Genomic DNA, 26,359 nt, shown 5'->3' with positions numbered 1-26,359 from the left:
CAGGCCACGGACAGGGCGATCGCGCGGAGCGGCTCGACCGGAGTGATCACGCCCATCCGACTCCACCCAATCCGTAACATCGAAATCTCTACAAAATCCGGGGCGGTTCGACCGCGGTATCGCTACTAACCGTGATCGGGCCGGTAGGTGCCGCCAGCGCCAATCCGCAGCGGTTCCCTGGTGGTCACGCGGCGGAGCCGTCCGCTGGGTGCGGGCCGTCTGCCGCCGACCGACACGACACGACTGAAGCGCGACCGAAGCTCGCGTGTCCGATCGCCTCGATGCTCACCGCTGTAGTGGATTTTTCGCGGTCGTTGAGTTCTATTGCGAGGTCACGCAGCAGTGGATGCAACTGGTAGCGCTTGCGGTCGCAGGCGGTGATGAGGTTGTCGTCAGCCAACGTCTCGAGCCCCTGTTCCAGTGCGGCGAGGGGCATCCGGGCGGTTGCGGCGCAACTCCGGGCGCTTAGCCGGGGGCCACTCTGCCGGCCTAGGAGCCGGAACAGGCGTTGGTGTGCGTCGCTCAAACGGTGGTATGAGGTGAGCAGGGTGTCGGAGACGGTCTGCTCGTGCGGCCCGAGTAGGCGCAGCCGCTGACTCGGGTGCTGAAGTTGCCTGACCAGATCCGCAACCGTCCACATAGGACGGTGACGCAGTCGGGAGCCCGCTGCTCGAACGGCGAGGGGCAGGTGCCCGCAGAGCCGGACGACCTCCTTGCTCGCTGCGAGTTCCTCCGTGACCCGGTTTTGGCCGCAGGTGGTCTTGAACAGTTGGAGGGCGCAGTCCGGTCCGAGCGGACGAAGGCTCACCGGGTGCGAATCCGGCAGGGCTATCAGTTGTCGCCGGCTGGTGACGAGCACCAGAGAACCCGGGGTTCCCGGCAGCAGAGCCGGCACGAGGGTCGTGTCCGCGACATTGTCGAGGAGCATCAGCACGCGACGTCCCGCCAATGCAGCCCGAAGCCGCGCGGCCTCCGCGTCGAATTCGAAGGGCTTGAGCGCCGGCGGCAGCCCTGCCTGACGCAGCAGTGCGTCCACCACCGCCTCGGGACTGAGCGGATGCTGCCGAGCGCTGAAGCCTCGCAGGTCGACGAAGTACTGCCCATCGGGGTACCGCTCGGCCATTCGATGAGCCAGGTGGACGGCGAATGCGGTTTTACCCACCCCGCCCATGCCATCGATGACCAGGACGGTGGGGCGGTTGGCTTCGGCAGCCCACTCGACCGCCTCGGTCGCCTGAGCGATCGAATCCTGCCGTCCGACGAAGTCGGACAGTCGCGGTGGCAGGTAGGAGGTGCAGGTGGCCGGGGTGGCGGCGGGGGCCGCAGGCTCGTAGGCCTTCCGGGCTGGCGGATGACCTGTGCCGCGCAGCACGGCAGTGTGGATGCGGCGCAACTCGACACCTGGGTCGAGACCGAGATCCTCGGCCAGGCGGTGGCGGCCCTCATCGAAGGTGGCCAACGCCTCTGCTTGTCGGCCACTGCGGTAGAGCGCAAGCATCATGGAGCCCCGCAAGGACTCCCGGAGCGGGTAGCGAGCGACGTACTCCTTGAGCTCGCTGACCAGGCTGGAGCCCTCGCCAGCGGCTAGCCGTAGCTCGGCCAGCCTCTCCACCAGGCCTATCCGCTGCTCATCGAAGCGTGCCGCCACGCTGTCGAGCAGGGGCGTCCTCGAACCGTCCAGGGTGTTGCCTCGCCACTGGCTCACCGCGGCGGCCAGCAGGTGTATGGCGTCCTGGTTGCGACCCTGGGCCACCGCCCGGTCAGCCTCGGCGATTCGCTGGCGGACCAGGTCAGCGTCCAGGACCGCCTGGTCGAGTCGGATGCGGTAGCCCCCTGCCTCGGTGTGCAGGGCTGTCGATGGGAAGCCGGCCTCCACCAATCGTCGCCGAAGTGCGGCGACCCCGTTGTAGACCTGCCGCCGAGCCGTTCTGGGCGGGTCGCTCCACAGCTCGTCCACCATCCGTTCCACCGGGACGCTGAGATTGGCGTTGACGAGCAGAATTGCCAGCAACTTCCGTTGTCGGTCACCGCCGAGATCGACTAGACCCGAGGCGCCGTGCACCTCCAGCGGGCCAAGAATGGAAAACTCCATGGAACATCCCCCCGTGCCTGTTGCGCATTCGCGCCGTTGATCGTCTCCAAGTTATACGGATACGGTGCACTCAGAGTCAGCGACAGTCTTCTGACAGAGTCCACGGCTCGCTGAGCGGCGGTCCGGTGCTGGACCCTACCCGCTTATGCGGGCGATAGCGTCTGAAAAACGTCTGCCGTGAGTGGTCGCAGATGAACCCCCACCCCTGGGTTCCATCTGCTGGTCGCGCAATGACACAAAATCGCCCGAATCGCTTTAGTGATCCTTCCCGCCGCGCAGAAAAGCGGGGAGGACCGTAATGTCCATCTCGCCGTAGCCGGCGTCCGCCGCTGCGGTCAGCATGCGCTCCGCGCCTGCGACCGCGCCGTCGTCGAGCGCTCCGGTGGCACCGATCAGGCGCAGGTCCTTGGCAGCGAGGCCTACCGAGAACTGCGTGGGCGCGTCAGGGTTCGACAGGCGGGCGCGCAACCTCGGCACCAGGGAACCCACGGCGGTCCCGGTGAGCACGTCCAGCATCATCTCGGCATCGAGGTCGAGCTGATCGCTGAGCCGGAGCGCCTCGCCGAGTACGACGAACGAGCTACCGAGAGCCAGGTTGACCACGAGCTTCGCCGCGGCACCCGCCCCTAGCGGTCCCACATGGCGCAGCTTCCCGAGCGACTCTAGGGCGGGTCGGCAATGGTCGACGTCGACCGGAGCACCACCGGCAAGGATGACCAACTCGCCCGCGCGGGCCTTGGGTGTGCTGCCCTGCACGGGTGCGTCGATGAACCGCAGCTGCGGTGCGAGTCGCGCCCGCAACTCGGCGACGGCGGCGGGTCCGATGGTGGACATGTCGACCAGCACCGCCTCCGGGCTCAGCCCGTTGACGGCCCCGTGCGAGCCGAAGAGCACGTCGGTGACCGCCGCTCCGTCGGTCAGCATCGTGATGACGATTTCGGCCCCTCGCGCCGCCTCGCTCGGCGTCGGAGCCGCGGTGGCGTCGGTTCCTTGCAGAACATCGGGAACCCCGCTTCGGTTCCACAAGGTCAGCTGGTGGCCCTCGTCGAGTAGCCGGAGAGCCATCTGGCTGCCCATACGGCCGAGGCCGAGAAGCGCTATACGTGACATTGATCAACCTAACCTGGCGACACGTGAATTGATCAACCTGACCTGCCTGGGTATCGGTCAGATCATAGGGGCTCCCTCGCCTGCGTGCATTACCCCAACGTGTTGAACAGTGCACGATCGATGCGTGAACGGTGCCTGAACGGTGCACGCCGATTCGACCATTGAGCGTCGGGTTGACCGAGCGGATGGGGGCGCCGAGGTGAATCGAGACAACGATGCCGCAGATCAGAATGTCGCGTGCCTGGTGCAGCAGTGGGCCGCTGTCCAGCCCGCCGCGCCTGCCGCATGCGACGGCACCTCGTCGGTCCTGACCTATGCGCAGTTGTGGGAGCGCGCCGGTGAGGTCGCCGACCAACTGGCCGGCGGCGGTGTCGCTGCCGGTGAGTACGTCGCTGTCCGGGGGCCCCGTTCGCTAGATCTGCTTGTCGCCGTCCTCGGCATCGTCCGGGCCGGCGCCGCGTACGTCCCGCTGGACGCGCACGCGCCGGCCGAGCGAATCGGCGCGATTCTCGACGAGACGGCCGCACGCGCGGTGGTCGACGTGCACAACGGGGCGCTGACCGTCGAGTGGACGCGGCAGGCCGGGCACCTCGGCGAGGCCGGTGCATCACGCACGCGAAGCGCTGACGATCCGATCTACGTGGCGTACACCTCGGGTTCCACCGGCCGGCCGAAGGGTGTCGTCATTCCGCACCGGGCGGTGCGCCGGCTGGTGTTGGACCAGCCTTACTGCCCGCTGGCCCCCGGCGACCGGGTCGCCAACTCCTCCAACCCGGCGTTCGACGCGACGACCTTCGAAATCTGGAGCACCTGGTGCGCTGGTGCCACCGTCGTGGTGCTGCCCGCCCTCACCGACCTTGGGATCGAGAGCTGGGTCGAGGAGACCCGGCGGCTCCACATCACGACGATGTTCCTGACCACATCGCTGTTCCACGCGGTCGCCCGCGAGCGGCCGGACGCGTTCCGGTCGGTACGGGATCTGTTGGTGGGTGGCGAGCAGATGGAGATCGGCGCGGCCCGCGCCGTGCTGGCCTCCGATCCGCCGAAGCGGTTGATCAACGCTTACGGGCCCACCGAGACGACGACTTTCGCCAGCTTCTTCACCTGTACGCCCGCCACCCTGAACGGCCTCGATCAAGTCCCGGTGGGCTTCGCTCTGGAGAACACTGACCTGTCCATCGTGGACGAAAATGGGCACGGGGTGAGCGACGGCGAGGTCGGCGAGCTGTGGATCGGTGGCCCCGGCGTCGCCACCGGATACCTGGGACAGGACGATCTGACCGCTCAACGCTTCGTTTCGGACCCACGGACCGGACGAACCATGTACCGCACCGGTGACCTCGCTCGTCGGCGATCCGACGGGGCGGTGGAACTGCTCGGCCGGCGCGACCGCCAGGTCAAGATGCGGGGTTACCGCATTGAGTTGGAGGAGATCGAGCGAGCCGCTACCGGCACCGGCCTGGCCGCCGCAGCTTTCGTCGAGCGGGTGGGCGAGGGGCCCTCGGCCATGCTCGTCGGCTTCGTGCTGCCCCCGGCCAATGCGTCTGTCGACCTGCCCGGGTTGACCGAGGCGCTCAGCCGGCGGTTGCCGGACTACATGGTGCCGGCGCGGTGGGTCGAGCTGACCCACCTGCCCGTCGGTCCCACCGGGAAGGTCGACCGTGACTACCTGAGGGCGCTGCTCGACGCCGACGCCCGGGAGTTGGAGCCGACGCCGGAGGTGGACGATCCGGTACTCCAACAGGTGCGGGTGATCTGGCGCGAGGTTCTCGGCCGGCCCGGCGTGTCCCCCGGGGACAACTTCATCGACCTAGGCGGCAACTCGATCCTGGCCGTACAGGTGATGTCGCGACTTCAGCAACAACTGTCGGTCGAGGTCGAGGCGGCGGACGTGCTGCTGGCGGATTCCATGGCCGACCTGGCCAGGTCCCTTCGATCCGGGGCGCGGACGCCCCTCACCAGTCACCTCGATCTTCAGCGGGAATCATCGTGATCACAGCGAATGTCGAACCAGTCCTGCGACCCACCGGTCTGTCCAAGGCCCCGCTGTCGCACGCCCAGCAGCGCCTGTGGTTCATCGACGCAGCCGACCCCGGCGCTGCCACGTACAACGTTCCGCTGCTCATGCGTTGGCTCGAGCCGCTCGATCCGGCGGCGCTGTCCGCCGCGCTGACCGCGGTGGCCGACCGACACGCGGTGCTGCGAACCCGGTATCACCTCGTCGAGGGTCAGCCCGTCCAGGAAGTGACGCAGAGCGTGACTCCTCGTCTGGACGTGGTGGATCTGACGGGCGACCCCGATGCCGAAGACCGGCTGCACACCGAGGCCGCCGCGGCGGGGTGCGAGCCATTCGACCTAGCGGGTGGAATTCCGGTGCGCTGCCGGGTGTGGCGGGGCGTACCCGGGGGAGACGCCGCCCTGATCACCTTCCACCACATCGCCATCGACGGCTGGTCACTGTCGGTGTTCTTCGCCGATTTGGAGGAGGCGTACGCCGCGGTGCTCGCCGGGCGTCCCGTCGAGTGGGCCGAGCCGGAGATTCGGTACATCGACTTCGCCGTCTGGGACCGTGAGGTCACCGGGGGCGACGCCGCCCGCAACCGGCTCACCGCCCGCGCCGCCGAGCTGCGCCCGTACGCCAGTCCGCTGGTACTCGGGCTGGGGGAGGTACGCCGGGGCGGGGCCCCGACCCGTCCGGGCGGGCAGGTGGTGTTCGAGGTCGGCGACCCGCTGCGCGCCGAGGTCCACGGCCTCGCGGCCCGGCTGCGCGTGACCCCCTTCGTCGTTCTGCTCGCGGCCTACCAGGAGGTGCTGCGGCGCTGGTCGGGACGGAGCGAGTTCCTCGTCGGTACGGTCACGGCCAACCGGCCCCATCCGGCCACGGAGAAGCTGGTCGGCTTCTTCGTCAACACCGTGCCGCTGCGCTGCGCGCCTCAGGCGGAGGATTCGTTCAGTGCCCTCTGCGGCGAGGTCCGCAAGGAGGCCTTCCGGTCGCTGACCCACCAGTTGATCCCCTTCGACCAGCTCAGCGCGGAGATCGGCGGCAACGGCCCACTGGTGCAGGTCGGCTTCGCGCTGCAGAACATGCCGGCCTGGGACTCCGTCCGACCGCGTTGGGGGGCGCCGGTCCAGCTTCCCACCGGGACGGCGAAGTTCGACCTGCTCCTCATCCTCGAGGAACGGCCGGACGCCATCGTGGGCACCGTCGAGTACGCCGACGACATGTACTCCTCGGACCTCGCCGTCGAGTTCGCCGGGCACTTTCAGGTGTTGCTCGCCGCCGCGGTGGCCAACCCCGACCAGCAGGTGTGCCATCTGCCCCTCACCAGACGGGAGCCAGACCTCGTGCCGCCCTGCGTACTGATCGGCCCGGTCAGCGATCTCGCTGGAGCCCGTGCGGCGATGATCGGGGGAGCGGCGTGACCACCATCGCGGACCTGGTCGTAGCGCAACTGCGCTCCCGCGACATGACGGCCGTGCGCGTTGGCCAGACCAGTCTCTCGTCGGCTGGCCTCGACGCCTGGTCCGGCGCGGTCGCCTCCCACCTGCAGGGCCGGGGGACCGGTCGGGGTCACTTCGTGCCGGTGCTCGCCGCGCGCGGCGGCGCCCTCGTGGCCGGCTGCCTGGGCGTTCTGCGCAGTGGCGCGGCATTCGCCCCGCTGAGCCTGGACACCCCGAAGCATCGGCTGCGCCACATCCTCAGCGAGCTCGACGCACGAGTGGTGCTCACCGACGAGGCAGGCCGGTCGATGCTCGACGAGCTGGCCGTGGACCTCACTCTGCTGGAGGACCTGCGGGGGGTGGACGGGTTGCCGGCGGCCGTGGGCACCGAACCCGACGACCCGGCCGTCGTCATCTACACCTCCGGCACCACCGGCCGGCCCAAGGGCGTGCTCGTGCCGCACCGCGGGTTGCTCAACACGGCGCTGTGGTGGGCCGCCGACAACGCGCTGACCGTGTCGGACCGGGTGCTGTGCACCTGGTCGACGGCGTTCGACGGGGCGACCTTCGAAGCGTTCCGCACCCTGGTCAGCGGTGCCACCCTGGTCTACGCCGACGACCTCGAGCGGCGCGACCCGAGGGCCCTCACCCGCCTGGTACGCGGCCCGCTCGGGGCGACCGTGACCTCCATGACCCCCAGCCTGGCCAGGGCGATGTTGGACAGTGACGAAGGTGGCCCGACCACGCTGCGCACGCTCTATCTCGGCGGTGAGGCGGTCACCCGTCAGCTCGCCAAGGACTGCAGCGAGGCGTGGGGCGTCGAGGTCCGCAACATCTACGGCCCCACGGAGGCGTCCTGCATCGGCACGTTCGCGCCGGTCGACCTGGCCGAGGAACGGCCGCCGATCGGCGGCCCGCTGCCCAACACCCGCGCGTACGTGCTCGGGCCCCACGGGGAGGAACTGCCCAGGGAGGTCCCCGGCGAGCTGTATCTGGCGGGTACCGGCATCGCCCTGGGCTACCTAGGGCAACCGGAGCTGACGGCGGCGGCCTTCCGGCCCGACCCGTACTGCGACGAGCCGGGCGCCCGGATGTACGCCACCGGCGACCGCGCGGTGCTGCGCCAGGACGGCGCCATCCTCTGCCTCGGGCGGGTGGACGACCAGGTGAAGATTCTGGGCCACCGGGTGGAGCCGAACGAGGTCGCGCGCCTCATCGAGGAGCAACCGGGCATCCGCGGCGCGGTGGTCCTCGCCGAGGGGGAACCTCGTCGACTTGTCGCATTCGTCGAACTCGACGACGTCGACGCGCCGTCCAGCCGAGAGGACGTCCTGCGCCCACTGCAGCGCTGGCTGCCTCCGGCCGTGCTGCCGACCGAGGTGTACGCCGTGCCGGCGATCCCCATGACGGTCAACGACAAGGCCGACCTGACGGCGCTGCGTGGGATGCGGGATGTGCGACTGGCCCACGCCGCCGGACCCAGCGTGCAACTGCACGGGGACGAACTGCGCGCCGCGCGGATCTTCGCCACCGCACTGGCCGGCACCGGGCAGAACCGGCGTCCGGTCGACGCCCTGGCCCTCGCGCCGGACACGGACTTCTTCGTGCTCGGCGGCCACTCGCTGCTGGCCGTCAACATGCTCGCGGCCGCCGAACGGCAGGTGGGCCACCCGCTTCCGCTCGGGCAGTTCCTCGCCGAACCCACGGTCGCCGGTCTCGGCCGGCTCCTCGCCGGCGGGCGTTCCGTGACAGCCGAGGCCCCGACGTCCGACGAGGTGTACCCGGCCTCCTCGGCGCAGCGCCGGTTCTGGCTGATCGACCGGGTGGAGCAACTGCGCAGTGCGTACCTCGCACCGACCGTGCTCGAGTTCGACTCCGCCGGATTCGGTGACCGCGACGTGGAACTGCTCGCCGAAGCCACCCGCCAGGTGCTCGCACGGCATCCGGCGCTGCGTTCCCGGTTCCGGCTCGACACCACCGCACGGGCGGTGGTCTACACCACCGACGGCCCGCCTCCACCACTCCAGATCACCTCCGCGCGGGGCTGGGACGAGCAACGGCTGGCCGCGCACCTCGCGACCGCCTGTTGGAGCCCGTTCGACCTGGCGGAGCAGGCACCGGCCCGCGCCGAGATCCTCGTCGGCGAGGAGGGGGTGCTGCTCATCCTGGCCATCCACCACATCGTGATCGACGGCTGGGGCCAGGCCGAGTTGCTCGACCAGATCGCGGCGGTCTACCGGGCCCGCCGAGATGGGGCCACCGCTGACCTGCCGCCGGCGATTCACCCCGCCGCGGTGCTGACCGGTAGCCCGGTGCCGGCGGCGGAGTCGGTGCTGGCTCACCTGCGCGGCGCGCCCACCGACATCGAGCTGCGGCATGACCGGCCACGACCCACCGTCCAATCGACCACCGCCGCGACCCGGACTCGCACCCTGGACGAGGGGCTCGCGGCGCGGCTGCGGGAGACCATGAACGACCTGGGCGTCACCACCTTCATGACGACCGCGGCCCTCCTGGGGGCGGTGCTGGCAAGGTCCGGCGGGCAGCGGGACTTCCTGTTCGCGTTCCCGTGGCTGGGCCGCGAGACGGGCGAGACCGCGCATGCGGTCGGGATGTTCGTCAACACCCTCGTGCTGCGGGTCGACCTGCGGGGCGAGCCCAGTTGGCGAGAGCTGCTGGGCCGGGTCCGGGACAGCGCGATGACCGCCTACCGCGCCGCTGCGGTGCCGTTCGACGCGGTGGCCGCCGCCATCCACCCCGGGCGGGACCTGAGCCGCCCACCCGTCACACCGGTGTACCTCGCCGCCCTGGATGCCCCTCCGGCCATCCCGGACTTCGGGCCGGACGCCACCGTACGGTTCCGCCAACTCGTCCCGCTGCACCTGAAGTACGAGCTGGAGCTTGTCGCGACCGACCTCCCGGACAGCGTCTCGTACACCGCGACCTATGCGACCGGCCTGTTCGACGCCGCGACCATCGACGCCCTGCTCGACAGCATCGAGCGCTGCGTCACCGACCTCACCACCGATCTGAACGCTGGAGTCACGAAGGAGAGCTCGTGGTAATCGTCGAATCAGAGATCGTCGAGAAGGTGCGGCGCGCCTGGGAACAGGTCCTCGACGTGGCGCACGTGCCACTGGACGTGTCCTTCTTCGAGGCCGGCGGCGACTCGCTGCTGCTGATCCTGCTGCTCGACCAGCTCAATCCGCTCGCGGACGGCCGGCTCGACGCCGCCGACCTGTTCCAGCACACCACCGTCGTGGCGCAGGCCGACCTCATCTGCGGTGGCCGTGCTCCGGTGACTCGGGCGAAGGTGGGGCCCGGCGAGCGCTCAGCCCTGTTCAATCGCGCCCGCCGTGACCCGAAGGACAGCCAGTGAGCAGCACCGACATCGCGATCGTGGCAGTCGGTTGCCGATTCCCCGACGCCACCACACCGGAAACGTTCTGGCGCAACCTGGACAGCGGGCTGGTGTCCACCCGGCCGCTGGACGAGGAGACCCTCCGGACGGCCGGGGTCAGCGACGACACCCTGCGGGATCCGGCGTTCGTCCGGGTCGCCGCCACCCTGCCGGAGGCGGCGGACTTCGCCTCGGAGTTCTTCAACTATCCGCCCGCCGAGGCGGAGTTGATCGACCCCCAGCAGCGACTGTTCCTCGAGGCCTGCTGGGAGGCGCTCGAGTCCGCCGGGCATCCCGCCCGTCCCGACGGGCCGGTGACCGGCGTCTTCGCCGGGGGCGCGTCGAGCACCTACTCCTCGGCCGTGTTCGCCGCGAAGGTGCGCGAGTCGGGCCTGGCTGCCGCGGTGGACGACATGGGGCTGCACCTCGGTGGCCTCGGCGACTTCCTCAGCTCCCGGGTGGCGTACAAGCTGGGCCTGCGGGGGCCGAGCGTCGGCGTCCAGACGGCCTGTTCGTCGTCCCTGTACGCCCTGCACTACGCAGTGCTCAGCCTGCTGTCCGGTGAATGCGACATCGCGCTGGCCGGTGGTGCCACCGTGCTGGAGCCGGTGATGGGCTACCGCTACCAGGCGGGTGGGCTGATGTCGGAGGACGGCTTCTGCCGCGCCTTCGACTCCCGGGCCACCGGCACCTCGTTCAGCTCCGGGGTAGGGGTCGTGGTGCTGCGGCGGCTGACGGACGCGCTCGCCGACGGCGACAACGTCCTGGCGGTGGTTCGCGGCTCCGCGGTGGGCAACGACGGATCCGCCCGCTCCGGATTCACCGCGCCGAGCCCGTCCGGGGTGGCCGACGTGGTCAGCGGGGCGCTGCGGGTCGCCGACGCCTCCGGACGCGACCTGCGCTACGTCGAGGCCCACGGCTCGGGCACCGCGCTCGGTGACCAGATCGAACTGCGCGGGCTCAGCGACGGCCTGCGGCATTACGGTGCCGACACCGGTTACTGTGGGCTGGGTTCGGTGAAGGTGAACATCGGCCACCCGGGGCCGGCTGCCGGCATCGCGGGCCTCATCAAGGCCGTGCATGTCGTGCGGACCGGCAACCTTCCCCCGCACCCCTTGTTCCGGCATCCGCGTCACCCGGGCATGCTCGCCGAAAGTCCGTTCTTCGTCAGCACCGAGTCAGGGCACACCGCCGACCCGGCGCGACTCGTCCTGGTCAACTCGATGGGCCTCGGTGGCACCAACGCCGCCGTGGTCCTGGCACCGCCCCCCGCGCCGGTGCGGCCCAGCGCGCCCCTTCGGCCGACGATCACCCTGATGCTCTCCGCCCGCAACCGCGGCGAGCTGGACGCCATGTCCCGTAATCTCGCCGACCGGCTGGAACAGGGTGAGCTGCCTCCGGCCGACGTCGCGCACACCTTGCGGGTGGGACGCCACGACTTCGATGTGCGCCGCGCCGTCGTCGCGCCACCGGAGCGGTTGGCGGCCACGCTACGGCTGCCCCGGCCGCCGGCCGCCCGTACCGTTACCTCGACCGAACGAGCGGTCACCGTGGTGGCTGGCGACTCGTCCAACGCTGTGGTGGAGCGGCTCCGGCGGGTCTTCGGCGCCGACTGCGAGGTCGCCGACAGGGTTCCCGAGGTCGTACCGCCCGGTCGGTTCCTCATTCAGGTCGGGGCCGGGGAAGCCGGTACCGATCGATTCGTCCTGCCTGCTGACGCGGACGACGTACAGATCGAAGCGGCTGTCACCGCCGCCTGGCTGCACGGCGTACGGGTGGACTGGGAGCCACTGAGTCGCGGCACCGGACGGCGGGTGGCCCTGCCGACGTACCCGTTCACCCGTCGGCGGCACTGGATCCTCGACCGGTACCCGTCCGCTGCGGAGGCCTCCGCCCCGGCCACCGGACCTGCTCCGGCGCTGCCGGCCGGCACGGGCTCCGGTGAGGTCGAGGACGAGCTGCTGGCGATCTGGCGTGACCTGTTCGGCGTCGAGGGCATCGGCGTCGACCACGAATTCGGTGCCCTGGGCGGATCTTCCCTGCTGTCGGTGCAGATGGCGCTGGAGGTGCAGCGACGCCTGGGGGTGCTGGTTAACCTGCACCGCGCCGGCGGCAGCCGAGCGACGATCCGTCGCATCGGCGAGATCGTCCGTGGGGTCCGGGCCGGTGCCGCGCGGGGGGCCGATGACATCGATCCGATCGCGGACGGCGACGGGGAGCTGATCGACCTCGATCTGCAACTTCCCCTGGGCGAGGTCAACCCGCGCCCGGCCGCCGGCACCGATGTGCTCCTCACCGGCGCTACCGGGTTCCTCGGTACCTTCCTGCTGCACGAGCTGCTCAAGGCTAGTGCCGGCCGGGTCTACTGCATCGTGCGGGCCGAGGACGAGGATCAGGCGTGGGCCCGGCTCGACGCCGCTGCCACCTCCCTCCTCCTGCCGGCACCGGACCGGTCCAGGGTCCACCTGGTCCTCGGCGACCTCAGTGACGTGGGCACCCTGTGTGAGACGTACCGGAACGGCGAGTTGGCTCGACGCGTCGGCACGGTCGTGCACTGCGCCGCGAAGGTGGTGTTCACCGAGCCGTACCGGGTGCTGCGTACCGACAACGTGCTGACCATGGTGGAACTGCTGCGCTGGATGCGCCGGCACGGCATCGCGGACTTCGGCTTCGTCTCCACTGTGGCCGCCACCCATCACGCGCTGGGCGCGGACGGCAGGATCCTGGAGACCCGGGAACAGCCGCTGGACCCCCAGCAGGGCGGGTACGGCGTGGGCAAGTGGGTGTGCGAGCGGATCCTCGAACGGAGCGAAACCGACGGCATGCGGGTCCGCATCTTCCGTCCCGGTTTCATCCTCGGTTCCACCGAGACCGGCGCCTGCAACCACAAGGACCTGGTGTGGCACATCGCCGCCAGCGGCCTGGCGGTGGGTGCCCACCCCATGGACGACCGGGCCATGCCGATGGCCCCGGTAGACCTGGTTTCCCGGGCGATCGCCGAGCTGTCCCTCGACCCGGGCTCCGCAGGCCGGGTGTACCACTTGACCGACGAGGTCGCGGTGAGCCCACAACGCCTCTTCGCGCTGCTCACCGAGGTCGGGCTTCCCACCACCGCGGTCACCCCTGAGGAGTGGCAGCGGAGGGTCGCCGACCGCTCCCTGGCCACCGGCAACGAACTCCTCGCCACCATGGCCCTCTACGAGTTGGAGGGGCACGCCCTCGGCGAGCGCGACCTGGAGGCGGTCGCCTGGCGGCGGTGGCTAGCCGCTCGTGGCCTGGACCCGGCACCGACCGGTGACCTGCTGCGCCGCTGCCTGACCTTCCTCGCCCGCACCACCACCAAGTTCGGCGAGCTGATCGCCGAGGACCTCGAGTCCGCCCAGAAGATCGAAGTGGGGGCGCCGTGACCAGCACCGCATTCGCACACCGGCTCGCCGTGGTCGGTGCCGGGACGATGGGTACCGGCATCGCCGCGCTGGCGGTCGGCCACGGTATACCCACTGTGCTGATCGACATCGACGAGGCTCAGCTGGACCGGGCCCGGTCGGAGGTCTTCCGGCTGACGCGGTTGGGTCAGATGATGGGCGGCCTGCCGCGCGGTGCGCAGGCCGGCGAGCTGGTGACGACCGGGCTGGTCGGGGACCTGGCCGAGGCCACCGCCGTCGTGGAGTGCGTCACCGAACGGGCCGACCTCAAGGCTGAGGTGCTGGCCGAGGTTACCAAGGTCGTGGCGCCCGGCACTCCGGTGCTGAGCAACACCTCGGGGATCCCGGTCGACGAACTGGCTGAGGCGGCGGCCCGGCCGGCCGACGTACTCGGTGCCCATTTCATGAACCCGCCGTACATCATCCGGGCGGTTGAGGTGATCCGGGGCCGGCGCACCAGTCCCACCGCGCTGGAACGCGGCCTGGACCTGCTGACCAGCGTCACCCGGGAACCGATCGTGGTCGGTGACGCGCCCGGCTTCGTCATCAACCGCATCCTCCAGTGGAGCATCAACCGGGCGGCGCACCTCGTGGAGGAGGGGGTGAGTACCCCGGCCGACGTCGACGCGCTCTTCGTCGGCTGCCTGGGTCACCGCACCGGCCCGCTGGCTACCGCCGACCTCATCGGCCTGGACAACGTCGTGGACTCCCTCTGGGTCCTACAGGAACGCACGGGCGACGCCGGGTACCAGCCGGCGCAGCTGCTGCAACGCATGGTTCGGGAAGGCAAGCTCGGCCGCAAGAGCGGTCAGGGCTTCTTCGAGTACGGAGGCACCCGCTCATGACCGCGTCAATCGACCAGAGCACCGACGCCTGGGTGCAGTCGGAACTGCTGGCCTTCCTGTCGGCCCGGACGAAGACAGAGCTGGAGCCGGACCGCGACCTGTTCGCCTCGGGACTGGTGTCGTCGCTGTTCGCGATGGAGCTCGTGGCGTACGTCGAGGACCACTTCGGCGTGGTGGTCGGTGGAGACGACCTGCGGCTGGACACCTTCCGCACGGTCGATCGGATCACCGCACTGGTGCGGCGACTGCGGTCGGAGGCGGCAGGTGGGTGACGACCTGACCCGCACGGTCGCCGACCTGGTCGCCGGACGCGCCGACGATTGGGACCGGGCCGGTGAGATTCCCCGATCGGTGATCCGGGAGCTGGCCGGGCAGGGGCTGCTCTGCGCCGAGGTGGACGTCGCCTACGGCGGGCTGGGGCTCTCCAGCCGGGACAACGGCGAGTACACCGCAGGGGTCGGTGCCATCTGCAGCTCCCTGCGCAGCCTGATGACCTCGCAGGGGATGGCCGCCTGGGTCATCCAGCGCTTCGGTGACCAGGGGCAGCGCAGGGAGTACCTCACCCGGCTGGCCGGCGGGGACACCGCGGCGGTCGCGTTCAGCGAGGCCGGCGCGGGAAGTGACCTGACCAGCATGCGCACCCGGGTCACCGTCGAGGGTGACCGTGCGGTGGTGACCGGGCAGAAGGTGTGGGTGACCGGTGCCGCCTACGCCGATCTGCTGGTGGTGGTCGGTCGGTACGGTGACGGCGGCGCCGCCGTGGTGGTGCCGACCACCTCGCCCGGCGTGCGGGTCGAACGCATCGCCCAACCGCTCGGCTGTCGCGCGGCCGGGCACGCGATGGTGACCCTCGACGAGGTCGTGCTGCCCGCGGCGAACGTGCTGCGCGGTGCCGGTCAGCCGCTGAGCTGGCTCGTCACCTCCGCCTTGAGCTACGGCCGCCTGTCGGTGGCGTGGGGGTGCGTGGGAATCCTGCGCGCCTGCCTGGCCGCCGCGACCGGGCACGCCCGGGTCCGGGAACAGTTCGGCAAACCGCTGGCCCAGCACCAGTTGGTCGCCCGGCACCTAGCTGAGCTGTTCGTGGCCGAGCAGGTGGCGACCCGCATGTGCGAACACGCCAGCCTGTGCTGGGACTCCAACTCCCTCGATCTCGCCGCCACCGTGGTCGCCGCCAAGCATGTCGCCGCCCGCGGGGCCGCGCGGGGCGCCGCGACGGCCGTGCAGGTGCTCGCCTCCGCCGGCGCGGTGGACGGCTCCCCGACCGCACGGGCGTACCGCGACGCGAAGCTCATGGAGATCATCGAGGGCAGTAACGAGATCAGTCAGCTGCTGCTCGCCGAACACGCCCTGGCGGTGACGCCATGACCGCCATCGGCATCGGGGCTGTGCACTGCCTGCTGCCCGACACCCAGCAGAAGGTCCTCGACCTGCCGGAGTTCCCCACCCTCGGCCATGAGGAGGCGGAGTTCGTCCGTGGCAGCGGGGTGTCGACGGTGGGACTGTTCGAGAACGCGACGGCAGCGGAGCTGGCCGCGAAGGCTTGCCGGGAGGTGTCAGCGGGCGGGTCGCCACCACCGGAGATGCTTCTGCTCGTCGCCCCACGCTCGCCGGACGTTCTGCTCGGCTCGGACGCCTGCCGGGTGCAGGCCGACGCCGCGCTGACCTCGGCCTTCGCCTTCGAGGTCGACGGCCTGGGCTGCACCGGCTCCAGCGCGGCCTGGGCACTCGCCCGGGACCTGCTGGTCGCCGACTCCAGCCGCGACACCATCATGATCGCCCACGGCAGCCGCCCCACCGGGGTGGATCGCATCCGGTTCCCGGTGGCGGTGATCGGTGACGGCGCGTACGCCATGACCATGGTGCGCGGTGGCCGGCCGGCCCTGCGCGCCCACCGCATGCAGACCGACGGCAGCTTCCACGACCTCTTCCGAGTCGACTACAAGCAGGCCCCCTGGTACGAGTGGCGCGAGGAGTGCCTCTCGCCCGACCGCTACCGCTTCGACCTGGCGATGCACAGCAGGCTGCGGCTGAGCAAACTGGTCGAGGGAGTGCTCGCCGACGCGGGCGTCGACAAGGGCGGGGTCGCCGCGACCCTCATGCAGAACGTCACTGCCAGCGCGTTCGACTTCTACGAGACGCTGCTCGGCCTGCCCATCCATCAGGTGTGCCGAGACAACCTGGCCCGGTGGGGTCACCTCGGCGCGATGGATGTCGTGCTCAACCTCCAGGATCTGCTCGCCACCGGCGAGGTGGCCGAGGGTGACCTCGTCCTGGTGCTCAACAACAGCCCGGTCGCCGCCTGGTCGGCGACCATCTGGGAGGTGTGATGACCCTCGACAACGGCCCCGCCACGATCAAGTGTCTCGTCTGGGACCTCGACAACACCCTGTGGAAGGGAACTCTGCTCGAGGACGGTGAGGTCCACCTCAGTGACGAGATCCGTCAGATCGTCATCGATCTGGACGCCCGGGGCATCCTGCAGTCGGTGGCCAGCCGCAATGACCACGACGAGGCCTGGGCCCAACTGGAGAAGCTCGGGTTGGCGGAATACTTCGTCGTTCCGCAGATCAGTTGGGGACGCAAGTCGGACGCGGTGCGTCATATCGCGGACACGTTGAAGTTCGCCCAGCACACCATCGCTTTCATCGACGACCACCCGGCCGAGCGGGCGGAGGTCGCCTTCCACCTGCCGGAGGTCCGGTGCTACCCGGCGGAGGAGGCCCTCCGCCTCGCCGAGCTGCCCGAGTTCAACCCGCCGGTGATCACCGCCGACTCTCGGCGACGCCGTGAGATGTACCAGGCGAGCAACCGTCGGGACACCGAGCGCGCCAGCTTCGACGGGCCGGAGGAGGAGTTCCTGCGCTCGCTCGACCTGCGGATGGGCATCGACCGGGCCACCGACGCGGACATCGCGCGGCTGGAGGAACTCACCCTGCGCACCAGCCAGATGAACGCCACCGGGGTGCACTACTCGGAGGAGACACTGCGGGGGATGGTCGCCACCGGCGGCCACGACGTGCTGGTGGTGTCGATGACCGACCGGTTCGGCCCGCACGGCGCCGTCGGCGTGATCCTCCTGGAGCGGTACCCCGGGGTCTATCACCTGAAGCTGCTCGCCACCTCATGCCGGGTCGTCGCCTTCGGCGCCGGCGCGGTGATCCTGCGGTGGCTGACCGATCAGGCGGCTCGGGCCGACGCTCACCTGGTCGCCGATTTCCGACGCAGCGACCGCAACCGGATGATGGAGGTCGCCTACCGGTTCGCCGGCTTCGACGAGCAGCCCTGCGACTGCCTCGCCGCGCTTCCTGCCGCGGACGACCTGCAACGGCTGCACCTGTCGCCGCAGCCCCAGCTCGCCCCGACGACGATCACCGTTGTCGCGGTCGACCTGAGGGGCGGTGACGAAGTTGCAGCCGACTGGACCTGCGCTCTTACCTGAGGAAACCCTGTACGAGTGGTTCGCCGCGTCGGCCCGACGGTGGCCGGACTCCGAGGCGTTGCGCATCCGCCGATCCTCCATCAGCTACCGGCGGCTGGCGGACCTCGCCGACACCATCGCGGCGTACATCGTGCGTGAGCACGGCGCCGTGCCCCGGCGGGTAGCGCTCCTGGCCTCGCGCAGCATCGTCGCGTACGCCGGTTACCTGGCCGTACAGCGTCTCGGTGCCGCCGTCGTCCCGCTCAATCCGCGCTACCCGGCCGTCCGCAACACCACCGTCTGCGAGATGGCCGAGGTGGACCTGGTCCTGTCCGACGGGGCCGTCGCCGCTGCGGTCGCCGCCGAGCTGCACTCCCACGTGCTGACCGTCACCGACGAGGAGCTGCTGGCGGCGCACGTCACGCATGCGCTGCCCCCCTACCGCACCGCGCCGGACGATGTGGCCTACGTGCTGTTCACCTCGGGCTCGACCGGGCAGCCGAAGGGGGTGCCCATCCGCCACCACAACCTGTCCGGGTACCTGGCGCACAACATCGACCGCTACCGGGTACGCCCCGGCTGCCGGATGTCGCACACCTTCGACCTGACCTTCGACCTGTCGGTGTTCGACCTCTTCGTCACCTGGGGCGGCGGTGCGGCCCTGATCGTTCCCACCCGCGACGAACTGCTGAGCCCGGTCGACTACCTGGTCGAGCACGCGATCACGCACTGGTTCTCCGTCCCCTCCGTCATCACGGTGACCGGTGGGCTCGGAAACCTGCCGGCCGGGCGGGTGACCGAGCTGAAGTACGCGATCTTCTGCGGCGAGCAGCTCACCTACGCCCAGGCCCGAGCATGGCGGGGGGTAGCGCCGCGCGCGATCGTCGACAACGTGTACGGGCCCACGGAACTGACCCTGGCGTGCAGCGAGTACCGCCTGGGTCCGGATCCGGAGACCTGGCCGCCGACCTCCAACGACACCGTGCCGATCGGCGCCGTCTACCCGTCGCTGGAATACCTCGTCGTCGACGAGGACGGGGTCCCCGGCAGCGAGGGAGAGTTGGTGGTACGCGGGCAGCAACGTTTCACCGGATACCTCGACCCGGCGGACGACCGGGGCCGTTTCTGCACCCTCGACGACCGGGGGGTGGTCACACCGACCCTGGGGAGTCCCTCGGCGGCGGACTACTACCGCACCGGGGACCGGGTCCGGGTGGAACATGGCCAGCTCGTGCACCTGGGTCGGCTGGACAACCAGGTGAAGATCCGGGGGTACCGGATCGAGCTGGGTGAGATCGAGGCCGCGCTGCGCCACCATCCCGCGGTCGACCACGCCGTCGTCGTCGCGGCTCCCCAGGGTGAGGACGTCGTGCTGGCCGCCTTCTACACCGGCGGGATGGTCGCCGACAACGAACTGCTCACCTGGCTACGCCGTCGGGTCCCGGTATATATGGTCCCCCGTCGTTACCGTTGCCTCACCGAGTTTCCACTCAACAGCAACGGCAAGGTCGACCGGGGTCGGCTGCTAGCCCTCCTGGCCGCTCCGTCACCGGAAGCCGAACGCTCGACCGCGGGGGTGCGTACGTGAAACTGCTAGAACATCTGGTCCCGCCGCAGGGTCCGGTGCGGGTGCTGGCCGTCAGCAACCTGGCCCGCACATTCGGCAACGGCATTCTCCTCTCTGTCAGCGTTCTGTACTTCATCCGCTCGGTGGGTATCTCGCCGACCCGGGTAGGGCTAGGCCTGTCCCTCGCCGCCGCGTTCGGCATGCTGATCAGCATCCCGGCGGGCCATGTCGCCGACCGGCTGGGCGCCCGCAACACCGCGATAGCTTTCGTCGCCCTGCAGGGCGCGTTGGTCTGCGGGTACACCTTCGTCGGCGGGTTTACGAGCTTCGTGGTCCTGGCCGCGCTCGTGGTCGGTGCGGAGGCGGGAGCCGACGCGTCACGGGGGGCGCTGGTCGCCCAGGCGGTTCCCCGGGAGCAGCGGGTGAAGGCTCGGGCCTACCTGCGCTCCGTGACCAACATCGGCATCTCGCTGGGCACGGTGGTGGGTGGCGTCGCGCTACAGCTCAACACCGGTGCCGCCTACCGGACGATGCTGCTGGTCAGCGGTGCCGCCTTCGTCCTCGGCGCCCTGCTCTTCCTGCGTCTGCGCAACGAGCACATCACCCGGCACGAGGAGAAGGCCTCGGTCGGGCTGGTGCTCAAGGACCGGCCCTATCTCGCCGTTACCGCGTTGACGGCGATCCTGGCCATGAACGACGGGCTGCTGACGGTGGCCCTGCCGCTCTGGATCGCGGACCGAACGGACGCACCGGTAGCTGTGTTCTCGGCGATCCTGCTGGTCAACACCATCATGGTGATCCTGTTCCAGGTGCGGGCCAGCGCCGGCGCCGAGACCGTCCAGGGCGGTGCCCGGGCGCTGCGCCGCTCCGGGCTGCTTCTGGCGGTGTGCTGCGGGTTCTTCGCCCTGGCCGCCGGGGCGCCGGCCTGGCTGGCGGTGGTCGTCCTCATCATCGGAGCGCTCATCCACGTGCTCGGGGAACTGCTCTACGCCGCCGGTTCCTGGGCGCTGTCGTACGAGCTCGCACCGGAGCACGCGCAGGGGCAGTATCAGGGCCTGTTCGGTATGGGGGGCAAGGTGGCCAAGATGGTCACCCCGGCGATCACCGCGGTCCTCATCATCGGCGTCGGCCGCCCCGGCTGGCTGATCTTCGGCGCCCTGCTGTTCGCCGCAGGCGCGATAACACCATTCGTGGCGCGCTGGGCCGAGCGCACCCGCCCTCCTGCCCGCGACGCCGCCGCCGCACCCGCCACCAGCGTGGACAGCGGCATGGGCTCGGTCCCCGGTACACCCCCACGTCAGGAAGAGGCCGCGCGATGAACGAGACCTACCGGGAGATCTACGGGATTTCAGTGCACTGCGTAGCGGATCCACGCGCGGCCACGGTGGTGGACGCCTTCTTCGGCGCGCCGGTAGCGCCACGCGCGGACGCGCCCAGCCTCAGGCTGACCGTCCGGGTGGTGGACCATCCTGCCGCAGCCACCGCGGAGCCGCCGCACACCGAGGAGGTGATCGCCGCTGATCCGATCATCATCGACACGGGCGGCTCCAGGTGCGAGTTCGACGTGGCAGCGGGGGTCGCCAGGGTGACCCTGTGCGCGGCGGACCTCACGAACCCGATCGTGTGGGGTCGGTGGATCTTCGAGCGACTCGCGCTGTACCTGGTGTGTCGCTCCTCGCGGCTCTACCCCCTGCACGCCGGGGCGTTCGTCGCTGACGGGCACGCTGTGCTGGTCAGCGGGCCCACCGGCATGGGTAAGTCGACCTTCGTCCACACCGCTCTGCGGCACGGCGCCGAACTCGTCGGCGAGGACATCATGGTCCGTGACCTGCGTGACGAGGTACCGGGACGGCTGTGGGGTTACCCCCAGGCCCTCTACGTCACCCCGGAGCGGCTAGCCGGCAACGCGGACCTGGCGCAGGCGGTGACCGCACCGGTCAACGACGGCGAGAAGCTTCGCGTGACCATCAGCGGACCGCTGGCCGCCAGGCTGCGGTCCTCGGTCGTGCCGGACAGCGTGGTTTTCCTGAGCCGCGGAGACGCCACCATACGGCCGTTGACGGTCGACGAGGCGGTGCAGCGATGCCGCGACGACTTCGCCACCGGCAAGGCCGATCCGGTGCTCCTCGGTGAAATCGAAGACGACCTGCGGAGCTTGCTGGCCGACCGACTGATCTGGGAGTTGGCCATGTCGAGCGACCTCGACGCCAGCTACGACCGGCTGTTGGACATGGTGCGCTCACTCGCACCCACGAACTGAACGGAGACACCGGTGGACTTCAGCCTTTTCTACTTCGCCAGCGACGAGCGCGACGCCGGACACGACCGTTATCGGATGCTGCTCGACGGAGCCAGGTTCGCCGACGAGCACGGCTTCACGGCCGTCTGGACTCCCGAGCGACACTTCCACCCGTTCGGTGCGATCTATCCGAACCCGGCTGTGACGGCCGCTGCCGTCGCCGCGGTCACCCGGCGAGTCGCGGTGCGGGCCGGCAGTGTCGTGGCCCCCCTGCACCACCCGCTGCGTATCGCGGAGGAGTGGGCGATGGTCGACAATCTCTCCGGAGGTCGGGCCGGAGTCTCCTTCGCCTCCGGCTGGCACGCGGTCGACTTCGCGTTGCGGCCGGAGAATTACCAGACTCGCCGCGAACTCACCCTGGAGTACGCCCAGCAGGTGCGGCGGCTGTGGCGTGGCGAGCCGATGCCGGTCACCGACGGAGTGGGTGCGGCCACTGAGGTGCGTGCGTTCCCGGCCCCCGTACAGCACGACATCCCGATCTGGATCACCAGTGCCGGTGGGGTGGAAACCTTCCGCGCCGCCGGGCAGATCGGCGCGGGGGTGCTGACCCACCTGCTGGGGCAGGACCTGGACGACGTCGCCACCAAGATCGAGGCGTATCGCGAAGCGATCGCCGAGCGGCCAGGGGCGGACGGGTGGCCCGGTCACGTCGTGCTCATGGTGCACACCTTCCTGGGCGCCGACGACCACGTTCGCAATCTGGTACGCGAGCCACTCAGTGCATACCTGCGGAGCTCACTCGGCCTGCTACTCGGCTCGCAGACCGGTACCGCCCGCCGGATCGATCCCTCCAAGCTGCGGGAGCGCGACATCGATGCGCTCGTGCAGCGGGCCTTCGACCGGTACTACGACGAGAGTGGCCTGCTCGGCACGGTCGAGAAGGCACAGCACACCGTCGAGCGTTTCGCCAAGGCCGGGGTCGACGAGGTCGCCTGCCTCATCGATTTCGGAGTACCCGCCGATCAGGTGATGGCAGGTCTCGAGCACCTCGACCGGCTCCGCGCGTTGACATCGGCGGAGACCCCATGACCTCGCAGGCGACCAGGATCCCCGACTCGACCAGCCTCCGCTTCCGGCGTGCCGCCGGCCGGTTCCCGACCGGGGTGGCCGTCGTCAGCACCCTCAACGACGGCCAGCCGCACGCCATGACGGTCAACTCGTTCGTCACGGTCTCACTGGAACCGCTGATGGTGCTGGTGTCACTCGGCCTGACCTGTCGCACCTACGAGCGGATTCACTCGTCGGGCATCTTCGCCGTCACGGTGCTCGGCGCCCACCAGCAGCCGGTCGCAGACTGGTTCGCAAGCTCCCGCCGGGGGACCGGGGCCGGCGCTTTCACCGGCGTCGACTGGCGGCCGGCACCGTGCTCCTCGGCACCGATCCTGGAGCAGGGTGTCAGCTACTTCGACTGTGAGGTGGTGGATGTCCGTGTGGCCGGCGACCATGCCGTCGTGTTCGGCGCTGTCCAAGCCTTCGACATCCTGTCGGACGGGCCGGCGCTGATGTTCGCCGACAGCCGCTATGTAGCCTGCCCGCCGCCAGCGGCCGCCGTGACCGGCGCGGCGACCCCAGCCGTGCCATCGCAGCGGTAACCATCGTGGTTGGGCGGCAGATGTCGCCGCCCGACCACGATGGTGGCGCTCACCGCAGCCGGGTGACAATGATGCGGCCGCCCTCGTAGACGCCGCCGTCGATGGCCAACACTCGGCCGCCGGCGTATCGCAGTGGCCCCTTGACCTCCTCGGGCACCACTCCGAAGTGCTTTGTCAGGGTGCTGTGGCCGTGCACGATCTCCGTGCCGCCCAAGCGGTCGAGCATGGCGGAAACCGCAGCCTCGACCTTCGCCGAGTCGTCGCCGCGGAACGCGCCACGATCACTCATCTGATACGACAGTTTCAGCCATATCTTGGCGTCGCGCGTCTGTAGGGCGGTCCGCACACTGGTATTGACGGCTTCCACATCGGATCCATGCTCTAGGTACCGCACGGAATCGGAGTGCACGAGCAGGATGTCGTCGACGACCGCCACGGCCGGCAGGGCGGACATCCAGGCCAGGTGCTCGTCGGTCAACCGGCGCAGATCCTCGTCGCAACCGCCGAATCTGGCCCAACCACTGTGGAAACCGCCCGGCTCGTTGAGCCCGACAACTGGCGTCGTGCCGAAGTGGTGGGCGGCGAGTAGCTGCACCTCGTGGTTGCCCAGCAGGCACCGTACCTCGCCGCCAACGGCGGCTGCTTCCGCAGCCAGGGTCCAGATGTCCTCGATCACACCGATTCCGTCGGGGCCACGATCGACGTAATCACCGAGCAGCCACAATCGAGCAGGTCCGCCGCACCAACGGCCGTTCGGGCCGACAAGGCCCGCCTCGACGAGCGCGCGACCGAACTCCTTGCGGTGGCCATGAATGTCCGCAGCGACGTAGAGCGGCGCGGTAGGGTCCGTCACCGCACCGACTCTACCGTAGCCGCTACCGCAGGGAATGCGACGACCGAGCGACCGCCGCAGCCGCAATCAGGAAGCATTCGACGACCTGTGCCGACCGCTGCCGGAGAGGAGGCGATTCGCGCGGCGATTGTCAGCCAAGGCGAAGCAGCGCTTGGGGGTTGCGAGCGGCCCCAGGCGTCGGCGTCAGATTTGCATCCGATGGGCCGAGGGAGCAGGACTATTCAGACGATACGGATCTGAATCCGCGGTGGCGCTATGAGATCAACAACGGAGACGGTGCGCTATTCCCACCACCGAAACGAGGCAGCGAAGCTACGGGGGGATCACAACTCTCACTTAATGATATTGGGCCGGGACGTGAGGGTCGTTCTGTCTGAACATGAGGAGGTGAGTAGCCACCATGGATCGTCTCCGACGTTCTCGAGGGCTGAGATCGCCCCGCTGCGGCCAGCCAGCTCATGCCCCTGGTCGACAAGATTCCCCTGAATAGAGGTGCTTGCGGCAGGCCCTAGCAACGGCCGAAAAGCACGATCTTGACAACCCGTCTGTCCAAAGGAGGTGCTGGTTGTGCAGTGGCTGAGGCACTGGGTAATCGAACGCGGGAAGCGTTCAGGGCGAGTCTGATGCCACCTCTGAAGTTTGAGGATCACGAGGTGGTCGACCCCGAACAATGGCCTTGTGTAAGGCGAGTTCGAACGCGCCGGTCGCCTCCAAGTATTCACCAGCAGCGCGCTCCCATACGTCATTTGCAGCGTCATGTGCAGCGCGTACAGCGCGGTGCGCGGTGAGAACCCGCTCGGCATGAGGTCCAAGGGCTCGGCTGCCTGGGTTGGCGTAGAAGCGGCTGTACGCCTGGAGGCGATCCGCCCGGCCGGCGTGCGGATTCTCCACCTGCCTGGCCGTATCGCGGGCTTCGATGAGTTCGCCGAAGCTACCGTGCAGGAGCACAACGAGGTCCGTGCCGCTGGCGGCGAGTCTCTTCACAAGTTCGCGTTGCCATTCGACTCGGCGGCGCAGCAGGTCGCTAACCAGCACCAAGAGGCCACCTATCAGAACACCTACGAGCGGGGCGACAGCATCCATCCCTCGATGATTGTTGGGCCGGTCAAATGACGAGCGAGGGAAGCAGGATCCCAACCCCCGGTCGGAAGACCTATTCATAACGCCGACGCCGGACGATCTGCCGGATTCGCAATGGGCTCGACCCCACGGCTGGCGGGTCGGTCGCTGTGGCGTGCCCTCGGCTGACCGCAGCAACCGGAGAAGGGTCAGATGCCGCCGAGGGCGTACGAGCCGACCACGGTCGCCTGGGTGAACTGGGGTGGGGTGGCGCAGCGGGCGCGGATGCCTTCCTGGAAACGTCGGAAGGCGGCCGTGTCGGTCAGCGCGGTCGAGCCTTCCTCGGACACCAGCAGGTGCATGAACTCCGTGCCGTCGCCCAGCCGGAAGGTGGCGTAGTGCAGGCCGTCCGGTCGGGTCTGCGCCAGTTCGGCGAAGACCTCCTCGACCAGCTTGGCGTTCTCCTCGGCGACTTCCGGTCTGGTGGTGTAGCGGATGACGGTGGCCTGTCCCATTCGTCTCCCCTTCGGATGGTCGACAGGCAAACGATGACGCACGGCCGCCGGGTGCGCATCTTCTGCCATGCGGCCAGGAACCAGGGGGCGGGCAGCAGCCGATCACGGCTTGGCCTTCTGGGGGTAGATGGTCTCGTGGCGGGCCAGCATGGCGACGAACTCGGCGATCTTCCGTTCCCGGGTCTGGGCCCGTTTCACCGCGCCGAGGCGGTGGATGAGGGCGTACCGGTTGGTCTTGGTGAGGACCTCGAACATGGCCTGGGCGGCGGGCTCGGCGGCCAGGGCGACCAGCAGGTCGGCCGGCACCTCGGCCTCCGAGGGTGGGGCGTAGGCGGCCGCCCAGCGTCCGTCCGCCTTGGCGGCCTCCACCGCGGCCCGGCCGGAGGGCTGCATCCGCCCTTCCTGCTCCAGGCGGGCCACATGGGCGACATTGCGTTGTGACCAGGAGCTGCGGGGCTTGCGGGGGGTGAACCGGATCAAGGAGGTCTCCTGGTCCCGTTTGCGGGCCTGCCCGTCGATCCAGCCGAAGCAGAGGGCCTCCTCGACCGCCTGCTGCCAGGTCAGGGTCGTCACCGTGCCACCCTTGCGCCCCAGGGCCAGCCAGACCCCGGGGGAGCGGGCATGGTTTTCCGACAACCAGTCCCGCAGCGCCGCGGCGTCGGCGACGATCAGTTCCTCCAGTTCGGCCATGCCGGCAGGGTAGCGCCGGGCCCTGACAGTGACCCGGCCGTTGGTCTGGTGTC

The 26,359-nt window shown here is 69.6% G+C and carries 21 protein-coding genes; 16 read left to right on the top strand and 5 right to left on the bottom strand.

What is annotated here, in order from left to right:
• Nucleotides 1-184: 184 nt before the first annotated feature.
• A complete protein-coding gene (locus ACGFIK_RS06335) occupies nucleotides 185-2,092 on the bottom strand; it encodes a BTAD domain-containing putative transcriptional regulator (RefSeq protein ID WP_327025201.1) in 1,908 nt (635 codons plus the stop codon).
• Between the two features lie 255 nt (nucleotides 2,093-2,347).
• Nucleotides 2,348-3,202 carry an NAD(P)-dependent oxidoreductase gene (locus ACGFIK_RS06330; protein WP_327025203.1) on the bottom strand — a complete coding sequence of 285 codons (855 nt, stop codon included), beginning with the start codon at nucleotides 3,200-3,202 and terminating at the stop codon, nucleotides 2,348-2,350.
• A 199-nt stretch (nucleotides 3,203-3,401) separates the two neighbouring features.
• Here ACGFIK_RS06330 and ACGFIK_RS06325 point away from each other — a divergent pair, with 199 nt between their 5' ends.
• The 15 genes from ACGFIK_RS06325 to ACGFIK_RS06255 are packed head-to-tail and all read left to right on the top strand — an operon-like array spanning nucleotide 3,402 to nucleotide 23,189.
• Nucleotides 3,402-5,195 carry a non-ribosomal peptide synthetase gene (locus tag ACGFIK_RS06325; protein ID WP_327025204.1) on the top strand — a complete coding sequence of 598 codons (1,794 nt, stop codon included), beginning with the start codon at nucleotides 3,402-3,404 and terminating at the stop codon, nucleotides 5,193-5,195.
• Entirely contained in the window at nucleotides 5,192-6,625 is a 1,434-nt protein-coding gene (locus tag ACGFIK_RS06320; RefSeq protein ID WP_327025205.1) for a condensation domain-containing protein, read from the top strand. Before ACGFIK_RS06325 ends, ACGFIK_RS06320 begins: the two co-directional genes overlap by 4 nt.
• Complete coding sequence (locus ACGFIK_RS06315; RefSeq protein WP_327025206.1) at nucleotides 6,622-9,708, top strand: amino acid adenylation domain-containing protein; 3,087 nt, start codon at nucleotides 6,622-6,624, stop codon at nucleotides 9,706-9,708. The genes ACGFIK_RS06320 and ACGFIK_RS06315 overlap by 4 nt, the downstream gene beginning before the upstream one ends.
• Complete coding sequence (locus tag ACGFIK_RS06310; protein WP_327025207.1) at nucleotides 9,702-10,022, top strand: phosphopantetheine-binding protein; 321 nt, start codon at nucleotides 9,702-9,704, stop codon at nucleotides 10,020-10,022. The genes ACGFIK_RS06315 and ACGFIK_RS06310 overlap by 7 nt, the downstream gene beginning before the upstream one ends.
• On the top strand, nucleotides 10,019-13,450 hold the full coding sequence (locus ACGFIK_RS06305; protein ID WP_327025208.1) for a thioester reductase domain-containing protein: 3,432 nt from the start codon (nucleotides 10,019-10,021) through the stop codon (nucleotides 13,448-13,450). Before ACGFIK_RS06310 ends, ACGFIK_RS06305 begins: the two co-directional genes overlap by 4 nt.
• Nucleotides 13,447-14,313 (top strand): 3-hydroxyacyl-CoA dehydrogenase family protein, encoded by an 867-nt coding sequence (locus ACGFIK_RS06300; protein ID WP_327025209.1) that lies wholly within the window; start codon nucleotides 13,447-13,449, stop codon nucleotides 14,311-14,313. Before ACGFIK_RS06305 ends, ACGFIK_RS06300 begins: the two co-directional genes overlap by 4 nt.
• The gene (locus tag ACGFIK_RS06295; protein WP_327025210.1) at nucleotides 14,310-14,585 is read left to right on the top strand and encodes an acyl carrier protein; all 276 of its coding nucleotides are present in this window, start codon (nucleotides 14,310-14,312) and stop codon (nucleotides 14,583-14,585) included. The genes ACGFIK_RS06300 and ACGFIK_RS06295 overlap by 4 nt, the downstream gene beginning before the upstream one ends.
• Nucleotides 14,578-15,678, top strand: coding sequence for an acyl-CoA dehydrogenase family protein (locus tag ACGFIK_RS06290; protein WP_327025211.1), 1,101 nt, complete (start codon nucleotides 14,578-14,580; stop codon nucleotides 15,676-15,678). Before ACGFIK_RS06295 ends, ACGFIK_RS06290 begins: the two co-directional genes overlap by 8 nt.
• Nucleotides 15,675-16,640, top strand: coding sequence for a 3-oxoacyl-[acyl-carrier-protein] synthase III C-terminal domain-containing protein (locus ACGFIK_RS06285; RefSeq protein WP_327025212.1), 966 nt, complete (start codon nucleotides 15,675-15,677; stop codon nucleotides 16,638-16,640). The genes ACGFIK_RS06290 and ACGFIK_RS06285 overlap by 4 nt, the downstream gene beginning before the upstream one ends.
• Nucleotides 16,640-17,752, top strand: coding sequence for an HAD-IIIC family phosphatase (locus ACGFIK_RS06280; protein ID WP_327025213.1), 1,113 nt, complete (start codon nucleotides 16,640-16,642; stop codon nucleotides 17,750-17,752). The genes ACGFIK_RS06285 and ACGFIK_RS06280 overlap by 1 nt, the downstream gene beginning before the upstream one ends.
• Nucleotides 17,712-19,319 carry an amino acid adenylation domain-containing protein gene (locus ACGFIK_RS06275; protein WP_393337991.1) on the top strand — a complete coding sequence of 536 codons (1,608 nt, stop codon included), beginning with the start codon at nucleotides 17,712-17,714 and terminating at the stop codon, nucleotides 19,317-19,319. Before ACGFIK_RS06280 ends, ACGFIK_RS06275 begins: the two co-directional genes overlap by 41 nt.
• On the top strand, nucleotides 19,316-20,617 hold the full coding sequence (locus ACGFIK_RS06270; protein WP_327025215.1) for an MFS transporter: 1,302 nt from the start codon (nucleotides 19,316-19,318) through the stop codon (nucleotides 20,615-20,617). Before ACGFIK_RS06275 ends, ACGFIK_RS06270 begins: the two co-directional genes overlap by 4 nt.
• Nucleotides 20,614-21,558, top strand: coding sequence for a hypothetical protein (locus tag ACGFIK_RS06265; RefSeq protein ID WP_327025216.1), 945 nt, complete (start codon nucleotides 20,614-20,616; stop codon nucleotides 21,556-21,558). The genes ACGFIK_RS06270 and ACGFIK_RS06265 overlap by 4 nt, the downstream gene beginning before the upstream one ends.
• A gap of 12 nt (nucleotides 21,559-21,570) precedes the next feature.
• A complete protein-coding gene (locus ACGFIK_RS06260; RefSeq protein ID WP_327025217.1) occupies nucleotides 21,571-22,626 on the top strand; it encodes a MupA/Atu3671 family FMN-dependent luciferase-like monooxygenase in 1,056 nt (351 codons plus the stop codon).
• On the top strand, nucleotides 22,623-23,189 hold the full coding sequence (locus tag ACGFIK_RS06255; protein ID WP_327025218.1) for a flavin reductase family protein: 567 nt from the start codon (nucleotides 22,623-22,625) through the stop codon (nucleotides 23,187-23,189). The genes ACGFIK_RS06260 and ACGFIK_RS06255 overlap by 4 nt, the downstream gene beginning before the upstream one ends.
• 49 nt (nucleotides 23,190-23,238) lie before the next feature.
• Here ACGFIK_RS06255 and ACGFIK_RS06250 read toward each other — a convergent pair whose 3' ends face one another.
• Entirely contained in the window at nucleotides 23,239-24,042 is an 804-nt protein-coding gene (locus ACGFIK_RS06250; protein ID WP_327025219.1) for a metallophosphoesterase, read from the bottom strand.
• A 756-nt stretch (nucleotides 24,043-24,798) separates the two neighbouring features.
• On the opposite strand from ACGFIK_RS06250, the gene ACGFIK_RS06245 reads away from it, so the two are divergent.
• Nucleotides 24,799-25,155 carry a hypothetical protein gene (locus ACGFIK_RS06245; protein ID WP_327025220.1) on the top strand — a complete coding sequence of 119 codons (357 nt, stop codon included), beginning with the start codon at nucleotides 24,799-24,801 and terminating at the stop codon, nucleotides 25,153-25,155.
• Nucleotides 25,156-25,310: 155 nt separating this feature from the next.
• Here the strand turns inward: ACGFIK_RS06245 and ACGFIK_RS06240 are convergent, their stop codons facing one another.
• The gene (locus tag ACGFIK_RS06240; protein WP_327025221.1) at nucleotides 25,311-25,616 is read right to left on the bottom strand and encodes a hypothetical protein; all 306 of its coding nucleotides are present in this window, start codon (nucleotides 25,614-25,616) and stop codon (nucleotides 25,311-25,313) included.
• Nucleotides 25,617-25,718: 102 nt separating this feature from the next.
• The gene (locus tag ACGFIK_RS06235) at nucleotides 25,719-26,306 is read right to left on the bottom strand and encodes a YdeI/OmpD-associated family protein (protein ID WP_327025222.1); all 588 of its coding nucleotides are present in this window, start codon (nucleotides 26,304-26,306) and stop codon (nucleotides 25,719-25,721) included.
• Nucleotides 26,307-26,359 lie beyond the last annotated feature (53 nt).

This window comes from Micromonospora sp. NPDC048871 (assembly GCF_043198155.1).
In the GTDB taxonomy this organism is placed as follows: Bacteria; Actinomycetota; Actinomycetes; order Mycobacteriales; family Micromonosporaceae; genus Micromonospora.
Note: the sequence above shows the minus strand (reverse complement) of the source record. Positions and strands in the feature narration are given on the sequence as shown.

Coding starts and splice junctions, on each gene's coding strand:
- ACGFIK_RS06335 (WP_327025201.1), bottom strand. CDS start 2,092: ATGGAGTTTTCCATTCTTGGCCCGCTGGAGGTGCACGGCGCCTCGGGT.
- ACGFIK_RS06330 (WP_327025203.1), bottom strand. CDS start 3,202: ATGTCACGTATAGCGCTTCTCGGCCTCGGCCGTATGGGCAGCCAGATG.
- ACGFIK_RS06295 (WP_327025210.1), top strand. CDS start 14,310: ATGACCGCGTCAATCGACCAGAGCACCGACGCCTGGGTGCAGTCGGAA.
- ACGFIK_RS06285 (WP_327025212.1), top strand. CDS start 15,675: ATGACCGCCATCGGCATCGGGGCTGTGCACTGCCTGCTGCCCGACACC.
- ACGFIK_RS06280 (WP_327025213.1), top strand. CDS start 16,640: ATGACCCTCGACAACGGCCCCGCCACGATCAAGTGTCTCGTCTGGGAC.
- ACGFIK_RS06265 (WP_327025216.1), top strand. CDS start 20,614: ATGAACGAGACCTACCGGGAGATCTACGGGATTTCAGTGCACTGCGTA.
- ACGFIK_RS06255 (WP_327025218.1), top strand. CDS start 22,623: ATGACCTCGCAGGCGACCAGGATCCCCGACTCGACCAGCCTCCGCTTC.
- ACGFIK_RS06245 (WP_327025220.1), top strand. CDS start 24,799: ATGTGCAGCGCGTACAGCGCGGTGCGCGGTGAGAACCCGCTCGGCATG.
- ACGFIK_RS06240 (WP_327025221.1), bottom strand. CDS start 25,616: ATGGGACAGGCCACCGTCATCCGCTACACCACCAGACCGGAAGTCGCC.
- ACGFIK_RS06235 (WP_327025222.1), bottom strand. CDS start 26,306: ATGGCCGAACTGGAGGAACTGATCGTCGCCGACGCCGCGGCGCTGCGG.